At 33.3% G+C, this 19,115-nt stretch carries 19 protein-coding genes and 1 riboswitch; of the genes, 11 read left to right on the forward strand and 8 right to left on the reverse strand.

Translation table 11 applies throughout. The features are described from left to right. The first annotated feature begins 95 nt into the window (after positions 1-95). Together NX902_RS08810 and NX902_RS08815 are read left to right on the forward strand one after the other, a co-directional pair. A complete protein-coding gene (locus NX902_RS08810; protein WP_171509506.1) occupies positions 96-254 on the forward strand; it encodes a hypothetical protein in 159 nt (52 codons plus the stop codon). Next, positions 255-401, forward strand: a complete 147-nt coding sequence (locus NX902_RS08815) for a hypothetical protein (protein ID WP_171509507.1) — start codon at positions 255-257, stop codon at positions 399-401. Between the two features lie 42 nt (positions 402-443). Here the strand turns inward: NX902_RS08815 and NX902_RS08820 are convergent, their stop codons facing one another. Next, the gene (locus NX902_RS08820) at positions 444-1,469 is read right to left on the reverse strand and encodes an acyltransferase family protein (protein ID WP_095329011.1); all 1,026 of its coding nucleotides are present in this window, start codon (positions 1,467-1,469) and stop codon (positions 444-446) included. 525 nt (positions 1,470-1,994) lie between these two features. On the opposite strand from NX902_RS08820, the gene NX902_RS08825 reads away from it, so the two are divergent. Continuing rightward, positions 1,995-3,863 (forward strand): PAS domain S-box protein, encoded by a 1,869-nt coding sequence (locus NX902_RS08825; RefSeq protein ID WP_095329012.1) that lies wholly within the window; start codon positions 1,995-1,997, stop codon positions 3,861-3,863. Between the two features lie 227 nt (positions 3,864-4,090). Continuing rightward, positions 4,091-4,663: a DUF2087 domain-containing protein gene (locus NX902_RS08830; RefSeq protein ID WP_095329013.1), complete on the forward strand. Its 573-nt coding sequence runs from the start codon at positions 4,091-4,093 to the stop codon at positions 4,661-4,663. Positions 4,664-4,724: 61 nt separating this feature from the next. Here the strand turns inward: NX902_RS08830 and NX902_RS08835 are convergent, their stop codons facing one another. Continuing rightward, positions 4,725-5,507 (reverse strand): carbon-nitrogen family hydrolase, encoded by a 783-nt coding sequence (locus NX902_RS08835; RefSeq protein ID WP_095329014.1) that lies wholly within the window; start codon positions 5,505-5,507, stop codon positions 4,725-4,727. A 217-nt stretch (positions 5,508-5,724) separates the two neighbouring features. Here NX902_RS08835 and NX902_RS08840 point away from each other — a divergent pair, with 217 nt between their 5' ends. Continuing rightward, on the forward strand, positions 5,725-6,900 hold the full coding sequence (locus NX902_RS08840) for a pyridoxal phosphate-dependent aminotransferase (protein WP_095329015.1): 1,176 nt from the start codon (positions 5,725-5,727) through the stop codon (positions 6,898-6,900). Positions 6,901-7,291: 391 nt separating this feature from the next. Next, positions 7,292-7,561, forward strand: coding sequence for an aspartyl-phosphate phosphatase Spo0E family protein (locus NX902_RS08845; RefSeq protein ID WP_095329016.1), 270 nt, complete (start codon positions 7,292-7,294; stop codon positions 7,559-7,561). A 230-nt stretch (positions 7,562-7,791) separates the two neighbouring features. Here the strand turns inward: NX902_RS08845 and NX902_RS08850 are convergent, their stop codons facing one another. Continuing rightward, a complete protein-coding gene (locus NX902_RS08850) occupies positions 7,792-9,282 on the reverse strand; it encodes an ATP-binding protein (RefSeq protein WP_341160689.1) in 1,491 nt (496 codons plus the stop codon). A gap of 173 nt (positions 9,283-9,455) precedes the next feature. Between NX902_RS08850 and NX902_RS08855 the strand changes: the two genes are divergently transcribed. Further along, entirely contained in the window at positions 9,456-9,896 is a 441-nt protein-coding gene (locus NX902_RS08855; RefSeq protein WP_095329018.1) for a MarR family winged helix-turn-helix transcriptional regulator, read from the forward strand. A gap of 156 nt (positions 9,897-10,052) precedes the next feature. Further along, positions 10,053-11,747, forward strand: a complete 1,695-nt coding sequence (locus tag NX902_RS08860) for a M3 family oligoendopeptidase (RefSeq protein ID WP_095329019.1) — start codon at positions 10,053-10,055, stop codon at positions 11,745-11,747. A 49-nt stretch (positions 11,748-11,796) separates the two neighbouring features. On the opposite strand, the gene NX902_RS08865 is transcribed toward NX902_RS08860, so the two are convergent. Next, positions 11,797-13,953 carry an ATP-dependent Clp protease ATP-binding subunit gene (locus tag NX902_RS08865; RefSeq protein ID WP_095329020.1) on the reverse strand — a complete coding sequence of 719 codons (2,157 nt, stop codon included), beginning with the start codon at positions 13,951-13,953 and terminating at the stop codon, positions 11,797-11,799. 259 nt (positions 13,954-14,212) lie between these two features. Between NX902_RS08865 and NX902_RS08870 the strand changes: the two genes are divergently transcribed. Then, positions 14,213-15,244, forward strand: a complete 1,032-nt coding sequence (locus NX902_RS08870; protein ID WP_095329021.1) for a YkvI family membrane protein — start codon at positions 14,213-14,215, stop codon at positions 15,242-15,244. Positions 15,245-15,314: 70 nt separating this feature from the next. Here NX902_RS08870 and NX902_RS08875 read toward each other — a convergent pair whose 3' ends face one another. Both NX902_RS08875 and NX902_RS08880 read right to left on the reverse strand, forming a co-directional pair. Beyond that, the gene (locus tag NX902_RS08875) at positions 15,315-16,676 is read right to left on the reverse strand and encodes a PFL family protein (protein ID WP_163188195.1); all 1,362 of its coding nucleotides are present in this window, start codon (positions 16,674-16,676) and stop codon (positions 15,315-15,317) included. Positions 16,677-16,693: 17 nt separating this feature from the next. Next, complete coding sequence (locus NX902_RS08880; RefSeq protein ID WP_031534154.1) at positions 16,694-16,972, reverse strand: ACT domain-containing protein; 279 nt, start codon at positions 16,970-16,972, stop codon at positions 16,694-16,696. Between the two features lie 139 nt (positions 16,973-17,111). Continuing rightward, a riboswitch (glycine riboswitch) is annotated at positions 17,112-17,194 on the reverse strand. A gap of 152 nt (positions 17,195-17,346) precedes the next feature. Here NX902_RS08880 and NX902_RS08885 point away from each other — a divergent pair. Then, a complete protein-coding gene (locus NX902_RS08885) occupies positions 17,347-17,508 on the forward strand; it encodes a DUF6254 family protein (RefSeq protein WP_204259935.1) in 162 nt (53 codons plus the stop codon). A gap of 100 nt (positions 17,509-17,608) precedes the next feature. Here the strand turns inward: NX902_RS08885 and NX902_RS08890 are convergent, their stop codons facing one another. Then, positions 17,609-17,782: a YkvS family protein gene (locus NX902_RS08890; protein ID WP_095329023.1), complete on the reverse strand. Its 174-nt coding sequence runs from the start codon at positions 17,780-17,782 to the stop codon at positions 17,609-17,611. 478 nt (positions 17,783-18,260) lie between these two features. Between NX902_RS08890 and NX902_RS08895 the strand changes: the two genes are divergently transcribed. Beyond that, entirely contained in the window at positions 18,261-18,455 is a 195-nt protein-coding gene (locus tag NX902_RS08895) for a hypothetical protein (RefSeq protein ID WP_095329024.1), read from the forward strand. Positions 18,456-18,563: 108 nt separating this feature from the next. On the opposite strand, the gene NX902_RS08900 is transcribed toward NX902_RS08895, so the two are convergent. Then, the gene (locus NX902_RS08900; RefSeq protein WP_123259640.1) at positions 18,564-18,935 is read right to left on the reverse strand and encodes a PilZ domain-containing protein; all 372 of its coding nucleotides are present in this window, start codon (positions 18,933-18,935) and stop codon (positions 18,564-18,566) included. Between the last annotated feature and the right edge of the window lie 180 nt (positions 18,936-19,115).

Here is a 19,115-nt window from a genome sequence, read left to right on the forward strand (position 1 = left end):
AGCTCCATTTTTTTATGAGTGCTTGACAAAAGTAGGAAAGCATATCTTTTATTCACATGCGGATAATAATGATGTAATGGAAAGGAGAGATCATAATGGCTAAAAGAAAAGCTGAAGTTAACAGTCTAGAAAAATACAGCAAAACGCCAAAGAAAAATACGCAGGAAACAGAATTTTCCGCTGAATTTAGTAGGGGCGAAAACCCAATCAAAGGTGCCAATCGTAATGCAAAGCATGGAAGAGAGGGACAATAAATGGCGAAAAAAATAAAAAAACGACAACAAACAGAGGCTTCAAATATAGAATTTGGCCAAGAGTTTGGTGATGTTAATGCAAGTAAATTCTATGATACAGGAGCTTTAACAAAAGATAAAACAAAGAGTGCTACTAGAAGAAAATAAAAAAATTTCCCATCAGTAAATTCCTTCACTGATGGGAACAAGTTATCTATTTGTTTGAAGAGAGCGCTGTACTCTTGAAAAAAGCTTTTTTAATTTAGAACTTTTTAATTCAATAATAGGCTGTGTAAAGGAAATAATTATATTGCTTGAAAGCAGTACTGTAATTAAGAATGATACAATTACAATCATAACATAGGACCTAGGTGATTCAAAAATAGCGGGTAAGTCACTTTGTCTAAAAAGACGGATAAAAAAGCCATGCAGTAAATATACATATAATGTTGATTTTCCAAGCTTAGTAAAGAAATATTCCTTTTTTGGTACACAAGCAAAAAAACAAAAAATCATCAGAAAACTTAATAGATAGAAAAATAATCGAATAGCCATTCCTATAAAATAACCTTCTCCAAGGGCTTCATAAGATTTTGAGCCGAATAGCCATTGATAATTAACGGTAGGGAATAGGTGAAATCCTATAAAAACAATCGTGAAAATAACAATAGCAAGGATGGTTGCTTTTCTTGTTTTTACTAAAGCAAAATGTTCTTTTTTCATATAAAATCCTATTAAGAATAGAGGGAAGAACACAAAGGTTCTCGTTAAGCTTAAATAGCTAGACGTCCAATCGACCATTCCAATCGCTAATCCTAGTACAAAGGAAAGTAAAATTCCATGTATAGGCTTTAACTTTACAAACACTAATAAAAAGATGTTCCAAAAAAACAAACTAATTAAAAACCATAAGGACCAATGTGGGGTCAACGGTTCAATGGCAAAAGTTGATTTACCATATAGAAAATAATAAAAAATGCTATATACAAGTTGGAAGATAAGGTAGGGAATGATTAATTTTTTTGCATATTTTTTTATATATCCCTTTTCTGCTATACCTTTGGCAAAAAATCCTGAAATAAGAATAAATGCTGGCATATGGAAAGTGTAAATTACTTTATATAACGTATAAATATTTTGATTGTCATTTATGAATGATTGGATAAAATGACCGAAGACAACGAAAAAAATCAAAATAAATTTTGCATTATCAAAATAGTAATCCCGTTGTTTCATAAGCTCATCCTTTCATGAACGGAAATATCGTATAGTTCATTTCACTAACTATATATAACACAAATTCGATTGTTTTAATCCCCTGTCGTTAATCTGTTAACTAAATAACTTTTGTTTATTACATAATTGAAATGTACGTTAGACGAAAGAAAAATAAAAATCCTTATTAATAATAGGGAAGGCTTAATTTTTTGTTTGAATTTTAAGGGGAAATAAAGGGAGAGGTAGATATTAAAATGAATATACTTGCGATCAGAAATACATCGGTTGCTATATTGAGGGAGGGACATAAATATTTTAATCAAATATAAACCCGAACAATAATTAATTTTTAAGAAAGATGGAACGATTGATTTCACCACTAAATTAGAGATTGTTTGTCCTTATCCGTTATATATTTTATTTTCTCAGCAGTTGACTAATCTTAGTATGTTTTTTTCTTTAAATTCTTCAGAAGGAAAGGAAATTCAAGAATAATGTAGAATTATGTAATCACTACGTTTGAAAAGGGGGGTATCCATAAAGATGGATAGTATATCCTATTCTGAAGAATATCGACAATTACAAAATAAACTGAGGGAATTGGAAAGAGAGAATACCCTTCTAAAGGAAGAATTAGAAGAAAATAAACTTGTCCGGGATAGGAGATTCATTGCTTTCCAAACAATAAATGTAGGGATGGTTATATTTGATAATAATGGAGTGATTCGAGATATTAATCCATGTCTTTGTGATTATTTTAACGTGAATATGAATCAAGTAGTTGATAGGAATATAACGCATTTTGTGAAGCAGGAAGAACGTTCGGTGATAAGGGAGCATATGGAAGCTATAAAAACCAAATCAGGTACTTTTCAAAGCGTATTCCTATTAACTATTAATGGGCGAAAACGCTATTTTGAAACGCAAACTAGTCGCTTGCCCGATGAGCTGGGATTTATAACAATTATTGAAAAGATAACAGAGGAATTTGAAAGAGAAAAAGAGAAAGAAGAAGCACAAAAGCTGTATAATGATTTTTTTACAGAAGCACTCGATGGTATTGTTCTTTGGAAAGAAACAGGGCAAATTATTGCAGCTAATGAATCAGCTTTAAAAATTTTTGAAAGTTCTGAAGAAAAGTTACTAAAATCAAGGATTAGTGATTTTATTTATAAAAAAGATAAACGCTACGTGGATATGATTACAAATCTCTATTATAAGAAATCTAATCGAGAAGAATTGATGTTTTTGATGCCAAATGGACAGAAAAAAATACTAGAATTTACAACCAAACTTCATTCGGTAGAAGGGTTAAACATGAGTATTTTCCGTAATATTACGGAACGTTATAAAATGGAAGAAGAATTACGTGAAAGTAAGGCGATGTTTGAGAATACTTTTGAAGAAGTTTTTGACGGTATTATCATTTGGGATCAAAACTATCAAATAATTGATATGAACAAAGCGGCTGAACGTCTTCTTCATAAAAGTAAAGAGGGTTTAATCGGTGCAGATTTAATATCCTTTTTCCCTCCTGCAAAAACAATTGGAGAAGATATAAAGCCAAAATTATTAAATGTGGACAAAGATGGACAAAATAGGGGGCTTTATACAGTAAAGTTTCCTAATAATAGAGAATATACGCAGCTTGAATATCGTAATAAATTTAATATTTATTCAGGACTAAGTATTACTACATTACGTGATGTTACAGAAAATGCCTTGTTGGAAGAACAGCTGAGAAAGTCATCTACTTTAAATGTAGTAGGAGAATTGGCAGCGGGAATAGCTCATGAAATTCGAAATCCAATGACAGCTTTAAAGGGATTTATTCAATTGTTAGAAGATGGAGTTGCCTCAAAGGAAAATGAAATGTATTTTTCTGTGATAAAAACAGAGCTTACTAGGATTGAATCCATTATTAATGAATTTTTATTACTTGCTAAACCACAAGCTGTTCAATATGTAAAACGAGATATAAGACAAATTATGAATGATACAATCGAATTGCTGTATGCACAAGCGGTGCTACAAAATGTTCAAATTATAAAAATGTATGCAGAAGATATGCCGATTATCTATTGTGAACCAAATCAAATGAAACAGGTATTTATAAATATTATAAAAAATGCAATAGAGGCATTAGAAGACGGTGGGGAAATAGCTGTTTCCATTGAATGTAAGCAGGATTACTTTCAAATAGCAATCCGTGATAACGGAAGAGGAATGGGCAAGGAAATACTTGCAAGAATTGGGGAACCTTTTTATACGACCAAAGAAAAAGGAACAGGCTTAGGTTTACTAGTATCGTATCAAATTATTGAAGAGCATCAAGGGAAAGTGACAGTTGAGTCAGAGCTAGGGGTTGGTACGACGTTCTACATTGTACTTCCAGTCAAACTAAATGAATGATCATTAGACCTGGTAGAGTAACTTTTAAGGAATGGGCTTATATTAGGCCCTTTTTATTTTTGGTTGTTTTGAATTGTTAGAGGAGTAGATAGAGGGAAACTCAGAAGGATTTGTCTAGTGGTCTTCTCAACGGAAAATGTAGACTTAGAAAATATTATACCATATCTTGACATCATCACCTACTTTGATTATTATCTAATTAGATGATAATCAAAGTAGGTGATCGAATGCAATTAGATAAAATGGTTGCATTTCATAAAACCATGGGGGATCCCACCAGAATTAAAATAATTTCCTTGTTAGCAAACAAACCATGGAATGGTCAAGCAATCGCAGAAAAACTGGGTCTATCTGCTCCAACCATTACTCATCATTTAAAGAAATTGCGTGACATAAATGTTGTGTATGAACGCAGAGATAAAAATACGATTTATTTTTTCTTGAATAAATCAGTCATTTTACAACAAAACGAGTCTTTAAGAAAATTAACAAATGGAATGGAGGAGAGTATTATGACTGTTACTAAAGAGGAACAAGCAAAAATCATTGAGAACTTTTTTACTAAAGAGGGGAGACTTAAAAATATTCCTTCGCAAAGAAAGAAAAAGTTAATAGTGCTCAAATACATGCTTGAGGGGCTGGTTTTTGGCAGAAAATATGAAGAAAAAGAAATAAATGCTTATATTCAACAATATTTTGATGACTACGCGACAATAAGAAGAGAATTTATTATTAATCACTTTATGTATCGAGAAAAAAGTATATATGAACTCAACCCTGAGGAAATGTGGGCGAAGTGAAGAAAAAGGACTGTTTATCACTTATCTGATATAAACAGTCCTAGGTTAATATGTATAAAAATCACGTATAATATGCTGGTTTTCGATCAGCAAATATTGGGATGGTTTTACGTACCTCTGTTACTTTATCTAAATTAATCGCAGCTGTTAGAATTTCTTCCTTCTCCCCGGCTTCTGCAATAATTTCTCCCCATGGGTCAATAATCATGCTATGCCCAGCAAAGATATTATTTGGGTCATTTCCGACACGATTACAAGCAATTACATAACATTGATTTTCAATGGCTCGTGCAATAAGCAGGCTTCTCCAGTGTGCCAATCTTGGTTTTGGCCATTCAGCCACTACAAAGATGGCTTCAGCTCCTTTTGTTGTATGTGCTCTTATCCACTCTGGAAAACGAATATCGTAGCAAATCATACTAGCAAAATTTCTATCCTCTAAAGAAAAAAGGCCATTAGATGTCCCGCTCTTTAAATATAAATGTTCATCCATCAGCTGAAAAAGATGAAGCTTATCATACGTATGTACCACATCACCAGATTTATTTATCACAATAAGTGTATTATAAACCCCTTTTTCTTTATTATTAGCAATAGATCCGCCAATGATATGAACATTATATTTGGAGGCTAATTTACTTAAAAAAGAAATAGTATTTTGAGCTTGTTTATCAGCAATCGCAGCTAATCTTGTTAAATCATAGCCGGTTGACCATAACTCTGGCAGTACAATGATATCACTATTATCCTTACACGCAGCAATTTTTTTCTCTACCTGTTTAAAATTCTCTTCAGGCCTGCCAAATGCGATATCCATTTGAATTAAACTAATCTGAAATTTCAAATGATTACACCTCTATTCATCTTCGTTAAATTCCGTTATAATGTTAACCAACAAAAAAATTCAATTATTATATTAATTTCGTTATATCATAAAAAAGCGAATTATTAAACGATTATTTCTATTTTAATCGCTTATGGAATGTTTATAATCGAATTTTCTAATAGAAGTTTATCCAATAATAATTGGAAGGTTTTATCATTGAAGAAGGTGTGAGTACATGAAGAAATATGATCAATCTCAATTATTAAAGAATTTACCAGAGCAGTTTTTTGCTTCATTAGTTAGTAAAGTTAATAGCTATATTGAAAAAGGATATGATGTGATTAATTTAGGGCAAGGAAATCCAGACCAACCGACACCTTCTCACATTATCAAGAGCTTGCAGATGGCTGCCGAACAGCCTAAGAATCATAAATATTCTCCATTTCGAGGATATAAACATTTAAAGGAAGCTATTAGTGAATTTTATAAAAAAGAATACGATGTTGACTTAGATCCTGAATCAGAGGTGGCGATATTATTTGGAGGAAAGGCCGGCCTTGTAGAGATACCCATATGTTTATTAAATCCAGGCGAAACAGTAATGGTTCCAGACCCTGGTTATCCGGACTATTTATCTGGGATTGCTTTAGCGAATGCAGAGACGGTTTTCATGCCATTGCGTGAAGAAAATAACTTTTTACCAAACTACAAGGAAGTGAGAAAGGAAGAGTTAGAAAAAGCACAGTTAATGTTCTTAAATTATCCTAACAATCCTACTGGAGCAATAGCAACAAAAGAATTTTTCGCTGAAACAATTTCTTTAAGTAAACAGCATGATATATGTGTTGTCCACGATTTTGCATATGGAGCGATTGGGTTTGATGGAAAAAAACCGCTTAGCTTTTTACAAGTAGAAGGTGCCAAAGACATTGGTGTTGAAATTTATACTTTATCTAAGACATTTAATATGGCAGGTTGGCGAGTTGCCTTTGCAGTTGGAAATCAAAGTGTCATTTCCGCTATAAATCTTTATCAAGATCATTTATATGTTAGTTTATTTGGAGCGATTCAAGAAGCTGCCTATACGGCATTAACAGAATCTTTAGCGTGTATTAGAGATATGAATCAGCTTTACGAACAAAGACGTAATATCTTCATAAATGGACTTAAAAAAATTGGATGGGAAGTCAATGCGCCTGAAGGTTCATTCTTTGCATGGTTAAAAGTACCAGATGGATTTACTTCACAAGAATTTAGTGATTATTTATTAGAAACGGTACATATTGCAATGGCTCCAGGCTCAGGATTTGGTGCATTTGGGGAGGGATATGTCCGAGTTGGTCTATTGACAGAAGAAGAGAGATTGCAAGAGGCGGTTGATAGATTAAAAACACTCTCGATATTTAAGTAATTCCTCGATAATGGATAAGAATTCAGTCGAAAAAAGGCAAAGAATCATGGGAAACAACAACTTCATATGATTCTTTGCCTTTTTGCTCTTAATAAACTAATTTCCAGAAGGGTTGATGCTCCTTCATACTAAGATGTTTTCTATTAGGCGAAAGTGACTAAAAAGAAAACGCTTTCTATTATTGCGAGTTGTTTTCGACTCTTTTCATCAGTGGTTTTGTCGAAAAAAAGAAGCGGAATCAAGAAAAAATAAGTACAAATACCTATTTTGACTTAGAAAAATGTCTAATATTGCGAATCTATTTACTTTTATTTGTTTTATTGTAATAATTCATCAAGTAAACAAATAATGCATTGTTTGTAAGTAAGGAATTTGATTAGGAGGAAGTAAGGTGTATTGTAAGAAAACAGAATTATTATTTGAAATTCAAGATAAAAGGGAGGTAATGATTAAAACAGCGAAAGAGCGTGGAACTATTGATGAAGAGACCATTAGATTGAGTCAAGAACTCGATAAATTAATCTATGAATATCAGCTTGTATTTCGCTATGAAAGTGAGAAAAGAAAACAAATAAAAAGACTATATAAAAACACGCGAATTTTTTGGTCCAATGCTAACCGATATAAGCGGAAAAATTATTCCGAGGTTGTATATAGATAACTAAATATGGCGAAGGGTAATGGCAGTGATTACCTTAATAATATTTCATCCAAATCAATGCCCTTCTTTAAAGAAAGATGTGACCTCCATTAAATTACTTATCCTATTATCCACCAATATTTTGACAAAATAAAAAACGCTTCTTTTGTTCAAAAGCTACTATTCTTCTTTTAAGAAGAATAATAGAAAATGAACAGCGTTTATGATGCAAGAAGCGAATAGATAAATAATTATTCCATAATAGGTAAGATTATATTTACCTTTGTGCCTTTCTTTTCCCTACTGGATATATGGATTTCACCATCGAATGATTCAACGATTCTTTTACATACAACGAGCCCCAAGCCAGTCCCTGTTTCCTTCGAAGTATTAAATGGCTCAAATATTTTCTTTAACTGTTGATTGGACATGCCAATGCCATTATCGGTGATTGTAATGATTACGTTTGACTTAACGGAACGTATGGAAAGTTCTAACTGCCCGCCCTTTTCCATCGCTTCAAGCGCATTTTTGGTTAAATTAAGTAATACTTGTTTCATTTGATCGGCGATTCCGAGAATATAAATGTCTTGGTCAGATATCTTTTCTGTATATTTTACATTATATAAATTTGCTTCCGAAACGATAAGCGGATTAAGTTCTGCGATGATTAATTTTAAGTTTATTTTTTGCTTATTTTGTGCAGTTGGCTTTCCTAAGATAAGGAATTGACTTACGATTTCATTTATCCGTACAATTTCTTTTTGGATAATAGAAAAATAAAGCTGGTCTTGCTGATCATGATATTTCTCACTTAATAATTGAATGAGACCTTTGATACCAGTTAGAGGATTCCTAATTTCATGTGCAGAACTAGCGGCTAAATTGCCGACAAGTTCTAATTTTTGAATTTCGTTTTGTTTTGCTTCTTCTTCTCTTATTTTACGATGATAGTAAAGAATTAAAAGCATATAAAAGAAATGGAAAATCACCATAAAAAAAAGAAGGACCCATATTTTCGATTTTACGATGTTCCAAATATGTGGTTTTTCTAATTCCACAATGATGGTCCAAGGCAGGCGATCAATGGGCATACTTATAACTTCTTTTTTATTTATTGATGCACCATCATTTATATAAAAAATGCGTTCTTTTTGTTCATTCATAATGGCGATGTTTTCCTCTGAGGATAGCATTTTCGTGATATTTATTAAGTGATCGACACGGAGATAAGCAGTTATAATTGAATTTAATTGATTATGGTCACTGATAATAGGCATGGCAATACCGATTACTTTCTGACCGTTGCTTAATACTTCCTCTCTATTAGAAATCACTAAGTCCTTTGAATTAATAACTTCCATTATATAATCCTCTTCAGAGATATCAATCGAATCATACGTATCATTAACCCCAGCAATTGTTTTACCTGAACTATCAAGTAAGAATATACCACCATAAATATGCTCATTCGTAAACACTTTTTTTAATAGGTTATTAATTTCTTCTGCTGAATCGGTATTAGTTTGAATGGAGAGACTTAGAATATTTAAAGAAGAGACGATTTTGTTTATATAAGAGTCCCATTGTCTTTGGTGAATAGAGGCCACCCATTCTGCATGAGCCTTATTTTTTGCTTCTTCTCTATTTACTTGGTAATAAAAAAATAGAATAGTTGTAATAAGGATCGGAATAACGACAATTGCAAAATATAAAAGCTTTTTTTGTGTGTTTATTTTCATCAATAGATTCTCCATAGGGTAATTCCAATATATAGATATAATTATAACATGAAATAGAGAAAGCTCAATGAAGGGGAAGGTTTTCATCTGGAAATTGACAAAAGACCTAGGGAATAATATAATTTATCTGAATTCGAGATAGTGAATTATATACTAATAAGGGAAGTTTATAAATGGCAAAAAAAGATATCGATCAATCATTAAAGTTATATATTGTATTATCACGTGCTTATCGAGCAATAAATGAAAATGTTAATAAGGCAATCACGGCAAACGGCTTGAATCCGACAGAGTTTGCAGTCCTGGAATTGCTGTATCATAAAGGCGATCAGCCGCTACAGCAAATTGGGGGAAAGATTTTGTTAGCAAGTGGGAGTATCACTTATGTGGTAGATAAATTAGAGGAAAAAGGATATTTAAAAAGGGTTGCCTGCCCAACTGATAGACGAGTTACATTTGCACAAATTACTGATAATGGTAAGGGATTAATAGAGAGTATTTTCCCAAATCATGAGCAAAGAATTCATGAAATCATGTCTGAATTGACACCAGATGAAAAAGATACTGCAATTGAATTAATAAAAAGACTTGGATTATCTGTTGGGGATAAATAGGACAAGAAAAACTTATTATAAGCGAGTATTTCAGAAGGAAGATTTATTTTGATAGGAAATAAATCTTCCATTATGAATATTCGCTTTTTTGTATTGGTCTTCCTAGATTTCATGTATAATTAGAGAAGCTAGTTAAAAATGGAGGGATATAAAAGAATGAAGTTTTCGGAATTTACATACAAAAGACCAGATATAAATGAATTTACAATTAGAATGGACGAATTATTAGTACAGTTTAATCAGGCAGAGCATTTAGATCAACAAATGGCAGCAATGGAAAAAATAAATGAGCTTAGAAATGACATTTCTACTATGTTTAATTTATGCTATATTCGCCATTCTGTTGATACAAATGATGAGTTTTACCAGCAAGAACAAGATTATATCGATGAGATATCACCAAAGGTAGAAGGGCTTATTACAAAGTATTATCAAGCGCTTGTTCAATCTAAATTTAAACCAGAATTAGAAGAAAAATGGGGCAAGCAATTATTTGCATTAGCAGAAGCGCAACTAAAAGTATTCTCAGAGGATATCGTTGAATTACTTCAGCAAGAAAATAAACTCTCTACTGAATATACTAAGCTTGTTGCCTCTGCCAAGATTTTGTTTGAAGGGGAAGAAAGAACACTGGCACAATTACAGCCATTTACAGAATCAAAAAATCGCGAGACGAGAAAGGCAGCAAGTGAAGCCCGGTTTGCTTTTTTCCGTGAACATGAAGAGCAGTTAGATAGAATATACGATGATATGGTGAAGGTTCGGACAGAAATTGCTAATAAGCTAGGCTATAAAAACTTCGTCGAGTTAGGTTATGATCGTATGTATCGCACAGATTATAATGCAGATATGGTTGCGGCTTTTAGAAAACAAGTTGAAGACTATATCGTCCCCCTTGCAACTAAATTAAAAGAAAGACAAAGGGAGAGAATCGGAGTTGACTCCTTAAAATTTTATGATGAACCATTCGAATTTGTAACTGGAAATGCAGCTCCTAAAGGAGATTCAGAGTGGATCGTTGAAAATGGGCAAAAGATGTATAATGAATTATCAAAAGAAACGGGTGATTTCTTCTCTTATATGAGAGAAACAGAATTAATGGATTTGGTCGCTAAAAAGGGAAAAGCTGGTGGTGGCTATTGTACTTTTATCGAAAATTATAAAGCACCATTTATTTTCTCAAACTTTAATGGTACATCAGGCGATATTGATGTCTTAACCCATGAAGCGGGTCATGCATTTCAAGTGTATTCTAGCGGCGGCTTTGCTATCCCAGAATACTATTGGCCAACATATGAAGCAGCAGAAATTCATTCCATGAGTATGGAGTTTTTCACATGGCCATGGATGGATTTATTCTTTAAAGAAGATGTAGAAAAATATAAGTTTTCTCATTTAAGTTCTGCCCTGCTATTCCTTCCGTATGGAGTATCAGTTGATGAATTTCAGCATTGGGTTTACGAAAACCCGACGGCTACTCCATCAGAAAGGAAGCAAGCATGGAGAAAGATAGAAAGAAAATATAGTCCTCATCTTGATTATGATGGAAATGAATATCTGGAAAATGGAGGTTTCTGGCAAAAACAAGGACATATTTATAATTCTCCATTCTATTATATTGATTATACATTAGCACAAATATGTGCCTTCCAATTTTGGAAACGTTCAAGAGAGAATAAAGAAGAAGCTTGGGAAGATTATGTCGAGCTTTGCGGCTTGGGAGGCAGTATGCCATTTACAGAATTAGTCAAAGCAGCTAATTTAATTTCTCCTTTTGAAGAAGGCTGTGTGGAATCTGTAGTAGGGGAAATCGATGAATGGTTAAATTCAGTAGATGACCGTAATTTATAAAAATAAAAACCGTGGGAATAATTCCTCCCACGGTTTTAGCTATTTATTTTTATGATAATGTTTTAGAGAGAACTGGTTTTATTTTAATTTGGTCATCCTCTAGAACAGCTGTTAATTCTGTTACAGATGGATCATCAAGAATAACATCTGCCAGTTGATCTTCTAAATGTTCTTGAATCACTCTTCTTAAAGGACGAGCTCCGAAGCTTGGATGGGTACCGAGTTCAACAATTTTCTCTTTTGCAGTGTCCTCTACATGTAAAGTAATATTCTGTTCTTGCAAGTTTTGAGCAAGTTCTTGTATCAATAAATCAGTAATGCGAAGTAAGTGTTCTTTTTCCAGTGTTTTAAACTCAATAATCGCATCAAAGCGGTTAAGAAATTCAGGTTTAAAGAAGTTTCCTAATGTTTGTAATAAATTACTTTCTTCAATGGCATCATTATTTCCAAAGCCAACCACTTTGTGCTTATGACCAACACTAGCATTACTTGTCATGATAATAACAGAATCTTTGAAGCTTACTGTACGTCCTTGACTATCTGTTAAACGTCCATCTTCTAAAATTTGCAGGAAGATAGATTGGATATCAGGATGTGCTTTTTCGATTTCATCTAGCAGGATAATGCTATATGGATTTCTTCTTACTTTTTCCGTTAATTGTCCTGCTTCTTCATGACCGACATAGCCTGGAGGAGAACCAATTATTTTACTAATACTATGTTTCTCCATATATTCACTCATATCTAATCGAATCATGCTGTCTTTGTTGCCAAATAATTCTTCTGCAAGTGTTTTAGTAAGTTCCGTTTTTCCGACCCCAGTTGGACCGACAAATAAGAAGCTTCCGATTGGTCTTGTTTTTGATTTTAGTCCTGCTCTACTACGCTTAATAGCTTTCGCCACTTTGCGGACTGCCTCGTCCTGGCCAATCACTTTTGCAGCTAAACGTTCACTCAAAAACTTCATTTTTTGTTGCTCATCTTCCTGTAATTTTCCAACAGGAATCCCCGTTTTCTTTTCGATAAGTTGTTGAATAAGGGTAACATCGACAATCGGTTTTTCTTCTATATTTGGTTCGTTTATAGCTTTTTCAAGCTGTTGCTCTTCTTTACGTAATTCTGCTGCTTTCTCGTAATTTTCTTCTTTCAATGCTTGTTCTTTTTCTTTTGCTATCATAGCAAGACGATTTTCAATTTCTTCTGTGTTTTGATAAGTAGAAGAAAGATTCATTTTAGAACCAGCCTCATCCATTAAATCAATTGCTTTATCTGGTAAAAAGCGATCTTGGATATAACGATGAGAGAGCTCTGCACATGCTTTAATCGCATCCTCAGTATAAGTAACTTCATGGAACTTTTCATACTTATCCTTAATACCATTTAAGATGGAAAGAGTTGCCTCAACAGATGGCTCACTTACCTGTACCGGCTGGAATCTTCGCTCTAATGCAGCATCTTTTTCGATTTGACGGTATTCTTTTAAGGTAGTTGCCCCAATGATATGCAATTCGCCACGAGCGAGTGCTGGTTTTAGAATATTACCTGCATCCATTGATCCTTCTGCAGAACCTGCCCCAACTAACTGGTGAATTTCATCGATAAAGACGATTACATTCTTTCGAGCTTGTACTTCTTGAATTACTTGCTTCATTTTTTCTTCAAATTGTCCTCGAATTCCAGTATTCGAAACAAGGGAAGCAACATCCAATAAATAAATTTCTTTGTTTTGTAATTTTTTTGGAACATTACCTTCTATAATTTTTAATGCTAAGCCTTCCGCTATTGCTGTTTTTCCGACACCAGGTTCGCCAATTAGCACAGGATTGTTTTTATTTCTACGATTTAAGATTTCAATAACACGTTCGATTTCATTTTCTCTGCCGATAACGGGATCAATCAAACCAGCGTTCGCCATTTGATTTAAATTTTTTCCGTGTTTATCAAGAATACCTGCTTTTTTATGGTTGTTAGTAAAAGGAGCTTCCTTTGAAGTACTAGCTCCCCCTAATGGATTTGATTGGTTAAATGATTGAAATAACTCATCAAAAGGGGAAGGTTGGAAAAACATTGGGCCACTTTGTGCTGTCATTTTTTGCTTTTCTTTTTGATAGCATGCATGACATAGATTCATTGTGCTTTCCATATTGTTAAAAACAAATCGTAAACTGATTGTTGCATTATTTTGTTGGCACATTTCACATTTCATTATAAATATCCTCCTTTTGAATTTGACTAATATTGACCTTTTGTAATTATGATTATACTTTGACCTTTTTTGACTTTCAAGTATTTTGCTTCAAAATAAAATTTAGAAATTTATGTATATAGGAAATTTCTTTGTGTCTATACCAATTTTCCTATTTTAAAAGGGTTAAACGTCATGGATAAAATAAATTTTTAATAGGCTAAAATGCTCGTCATTGTTTGTCCATTTCTACATATAGTTGATGTAAGGAGGGAAATATGTGAAAAATAAATGGAGTGCTGCAATTCAGCTTGCGGCAGTTTATGTAGGCACTGTAGTTGGTGCTGGCTTTGCGACAGGGAGAGAAATAGTGGTGTTCTTTTCACAATATGGATTTATCGGCTTTTTAGGGATACTGTTAAGCGGGATTATTTTTGCCTATTTCGGAGCAAAATTAATGAGGATATCTGTCAAAATAAAGGCATCTTCCTATCAAGAATTTACCATTTACTTGTTTGGTAACATTGTTGGAAACATGATTAACTTTCTATTATTATTAATGCTTTTAGGTGTTTGCGCCGTGATGTTTTCAGGAGCGGGTGCTGTATTTGAAGAGCAGCTTGGGCTGAATAAAAGCACTGGTGTCATCTTTACTATTATTCTTTCCTTACTTGTTATGAGAGTTGGTACAAAGGGATTGTTTGCTGTAAACACTTTTGTTGTACCTATTATGATTACTTTTAGTTTTATTTTATTTCTACTTTCTATATCTTTGCCTGGGTTTTTTGGTGAGATATTTCAGATGGAGAATATTTCATGGAAAACGATCAGTTCTCCATTTTCGTATACTGCTTTAAATTTAGCTTTGGCCATTGCGGTTCTAGTACCTGCTGCCTCTGAAATCGGCGATGAAGAAGTGGCAAAATGGGGAGGGATATTAGGTGGAATCGCTTTAATGCTTATTTTAATATCTAGTCATTTTTCTCTTATTATGCTATCAGATGTTTACCGGTATTCCATTCCGATGGCTGTCATTATGAAAAATTTGGCTCCTCAGCTTTCATGGGTATATATATTAGTGATTTATGGAGAAATTTTCAGTTCTGTTATTGGGAATATCTATGGATTAGAGAGGCAGTTGCGCAGTTTTATTCCTTTACCAAGCATGGTTATAATTGGAGGAATTATTTTAATTTCTTATCTAATTAGTTACGTCCAATATGGTACGCTATTATCCTTTTTATATCCTATATTTGGATATATAAGTTTAGTTTTCTTACTATTCTTATGGAGAAAGCCCATACCAAAATGATGAATAGCAAGACAAGAAGTTCCCTATTGCTCAGGAAAAGATAGGGATACTTCTTGTCCAGTATATAATACTAATTAATTAAAGCTTGTAGAGGAGATGGAATACGTCCACCACGATTAATTAATTTATCAGAGCTATATAGATTGACACCCATAACAGGTGCTCGACCTAATAATCCGCCGAATTCAACGATTTCTCCTTCTTTTTTCCCTGGAACAGGAATAACGCGAACAGCTGTTGTTTTTTTATTAATCATCCCAATGGCTGCTTCATCGGCAATTATGGCAGATAAAGTAGCAGCTGTAACATCTCCAGTAAGAGCAATCATGTCAAGGCCAACAGAGCAGACACATGTCATTGCCTCTAATTTAGACAGGGTTAAGCTATTGTCTAAAATTCCTTTAATCATTCCATTGTCTTCGCTCACTGGAATAAAGGCTCCGCTTAATCCGCCCACATAGCTGCTTGCCATTGCACCACCTTTTTTTACTGCATCATTCATTAAGGCGAGGGCAGCAATAGTGCCATGAGTTCCAACTCGTTCTAAGCCGATTTCTTCTAATATCTCTGCAACACTATCGTTAATAGCGTTTGTTGGAGCAAGAGATAGGTCCATAATACCGAAAGGCACGTTTAATCGTTCCGCAACGACACGACCTATTAATTCACCAGCACGAGTAATTTTAAAGGTTGTTTTTTTGATGATATCTGATACTTCGCCTAAATCTGCTGCAGGATATTTTTTTAGTGCACTTAAAACGACTCCAGGACCACTAACCCCTACATTGATAACAACTTCTCCTTCACCAGCTCCATGGAAAGCACCTGCCATGAAGGGATTATCCTCCACAGGATTACAGAAGACAACGAGCTTAGCGCAAGCTAAACCATTTGTATCTTTCGTATTTTCTGCTGCTTTTTTGATAATTTCTCCCATTTGTTTGACAGCATCCATATTAATTCCTGTTCTTGTCGTAGCAACAGAGACAGAAGAACAAACACGTTCCGTAACAGAAAGTGCTTCTGGGAGAGCGTCTAATAATGTTTGATCCCCTTTAGAAATCCCTTTATGAACAAGAGCAGAATATCCACCAATGAAATCTACATTTAAATCTTTTGCTGCTTTGTCTAGGGTTTTGGCAAGCGTTACAGCCTGTTCTACTGAACTATTTCCAAGTATTTCGGCAATAGGGGTGATGGAAATCCGCTTATTAATAATAGGAATTCCATACTCCTTTTCTACCGCATTTGCTACTTCTGTTAATTTGCTTGCATAAGTTGTAATTTTTTTGTATACAGAATCATTTAATTTTTGGAAATCAGAATCAGCACAATCATAAAGACTGATTCCCATTGTCACAGTACGAATATCAAGATTCTCCATCTGTACCATGTTGATTGTTTCCATCATTTCATTTAATGCAATTTTCATTATTGGACCCTCTTTTCTTAAACGCGGTGCATAGATTGGAAGATTTCTTCTAATTGGATATTTATTTTTAAATGAAGTTGCTCGCTTAGTTCGTCAAACTGTTTTGTTAAGTTATCTAAGTTTTCTTTATCAGTGATATCTACGAGCATCATCATCGTAAAGAAATCCTGGAGAATGGTTTGACTTATATCTAGGATATTGATGTGATTATTAGAAAGGATTGTTGTAACCTTACTGATAATCCCGATTTGATCTTTTCCAATTACGCTGACAACTGCGCGACGTTGTTGAACCATCATTTCACCTCATAATTTCCTATTGTTTTACATCTTAAATAAAAGAGTAGGGAAGAATGTATGAAAAAAACAGATTGGAGACACCAATCTGTTTAAAAGGATAAGAAGAACCAGGACATGATAACTTTAAGTATGTATTGGTTGATCTTCTGTCCTTTTACCTGAGATTGTGAATCCTTCGGTGCCGTTTTTTTACAGAACGGTCTCTCCAGAAGCTGCTCCTGTTATAGTTTGATCCATAACATTCATAGCATGCAATTATTTAAGAAATATAATGTGATGTTAACAGTTTTTTATCAAGTGGTCAACAGAATATTTGCAAACATAGTGTCATTTAGATGGGGGAGAATAAGTCTTAAAACGTTAAGAAAGAAATGGATAAAAAACGAAATACTGTTCATGATAAAACGGAAAGGATGGAGGTGAGAAAAGTGTCAAAAGCGCAGAGCGAAAAAGAAAGAGAATGGACTGTACGTAAGCAGAAACAAAAGCCGCATGGAAAAGTAAAAACGAAAAAGGAATTAGCAGTAGAGTAGTCTCTTCTTTATAATATAGAAGTTAGGTGTAAAGCGCATACAAAAAAGAAGTCAATAAGTGGGGAAATTCCCAATCTGACTTCTTTTTTAGGTTTCTTGATTATTTTATGATACGATAATTTTTATGGTTAACAACAGTTCTTTGCTCTAGCTCTAAATCGCGATAATTACTCATATAAGTCAAATCAACAATAACTGAATTTTCATTTACTTTTTCTACAATGCCTTGCAAGCCTCTAAATTCAATAATATTTCCAACCTCAGCTATTTTCACGCACAATCTCTCCTTATCATTCCAAAATTTATATAAATTCTGAATATAGTTTTCACTACTTCGAACTTATTCGTAAACATATAAGTATATAAACTTACTAAATATATACTATGAAAATATGAATAAAATGTGTGTTACTAACTTTTTTGAAATAGGTTTAATGCTTGTTACTAAATAATTAATTCTCCTTCATTAATAGGGAAACGCTGGTTTATCGAAAAATTATGTATTTTATGTGAAAAGAAAGTGGTATAAGGAACCATTTTCTCGAATAACCGATTATTCGACTATCCTTGATGATTAAAATGCATACACTTTTCTGATATTAGATGATATTATAACATAATTAGTAGAATTATACATAATAATATCAGAAATAGTTCCATAAAAAGGAATTATGCAGAATTCTTTACTTAAAGTCAAAAAGTAATTTAAAATATGGTCAAAAAAATAATGGAAAGGTTAATTGGTGAAATGGATGAATAAAGAAATAGTCGAAGAAATTTTAGATAAGTTAATGAAGAGAGAAATAGAAAGCTATCGAGTGAAAAAAGAAGATTTTCTTGCATTCCGATCAGAATTAGTAAAGAGGGAAGATTTCAAACATTTTAAAGGAATTGCCGAAATAGGAGGAGATGTTACATATAAATATATGGATGAACCGAGAAGTTAAACTGTTGAAATAAATCGTTTCTATAGTATACATAGTGCATACAAACAAACCTCGCTTTTTTATAAGCGGGGTTTGTCAATAGATGTAAACGAAAATCTATTACTTGTGCTATTGAGGTGTATCTTCGTTCTCTATTCGTGAAAGTTCCTTCAGTCCCCTGATGATCTGCTGCTTGGCTTCCGGAGTTCCTGTCCCTTCAAAGCCATATTCATATAGGTTCCCGATCTTTTTCTTCCACGATATATGACCAGGCATTACTATTTCCCTTCCATTTAGAGGGAACTGTAGTTGTAAAAGTAATCGTGTATCATCAGCTGGTAAGTCATATTCTGTTCGAAAACGTAACCCATTGGGGCTTATATTATTTATAGAAGCATGACCTTTACTAGAAAGAGTAGCTTCGTCAACTTTTACAGTAAATGTAGCATCTATAAAATCAGTTAATTGATATCGAAAAGATTCTTTCCGGTTGTATCTCATAATTCTCCTCACTTTAGTCCATGATCCAGTTAAAGCATTAATGTTTGTAGAAAAATGGCATTAATCTTGATAACGATTTAGTTTCCATTCTAAGTACATCTTAATAATGTTTACATAGAATTTACGTAACATGAAAGTTTTAATAATATTTAAGCTTGTTTAAGGAGATAATGCAATATA

This window comes from Niallia sp. FSL W8-0954, assembly GCF_038005605.1.
GTDB lineage: Bacteria > Bacillota > Bacilli > Bacillales > Cytobacillaceae > Niallia > Niallia circulans_A.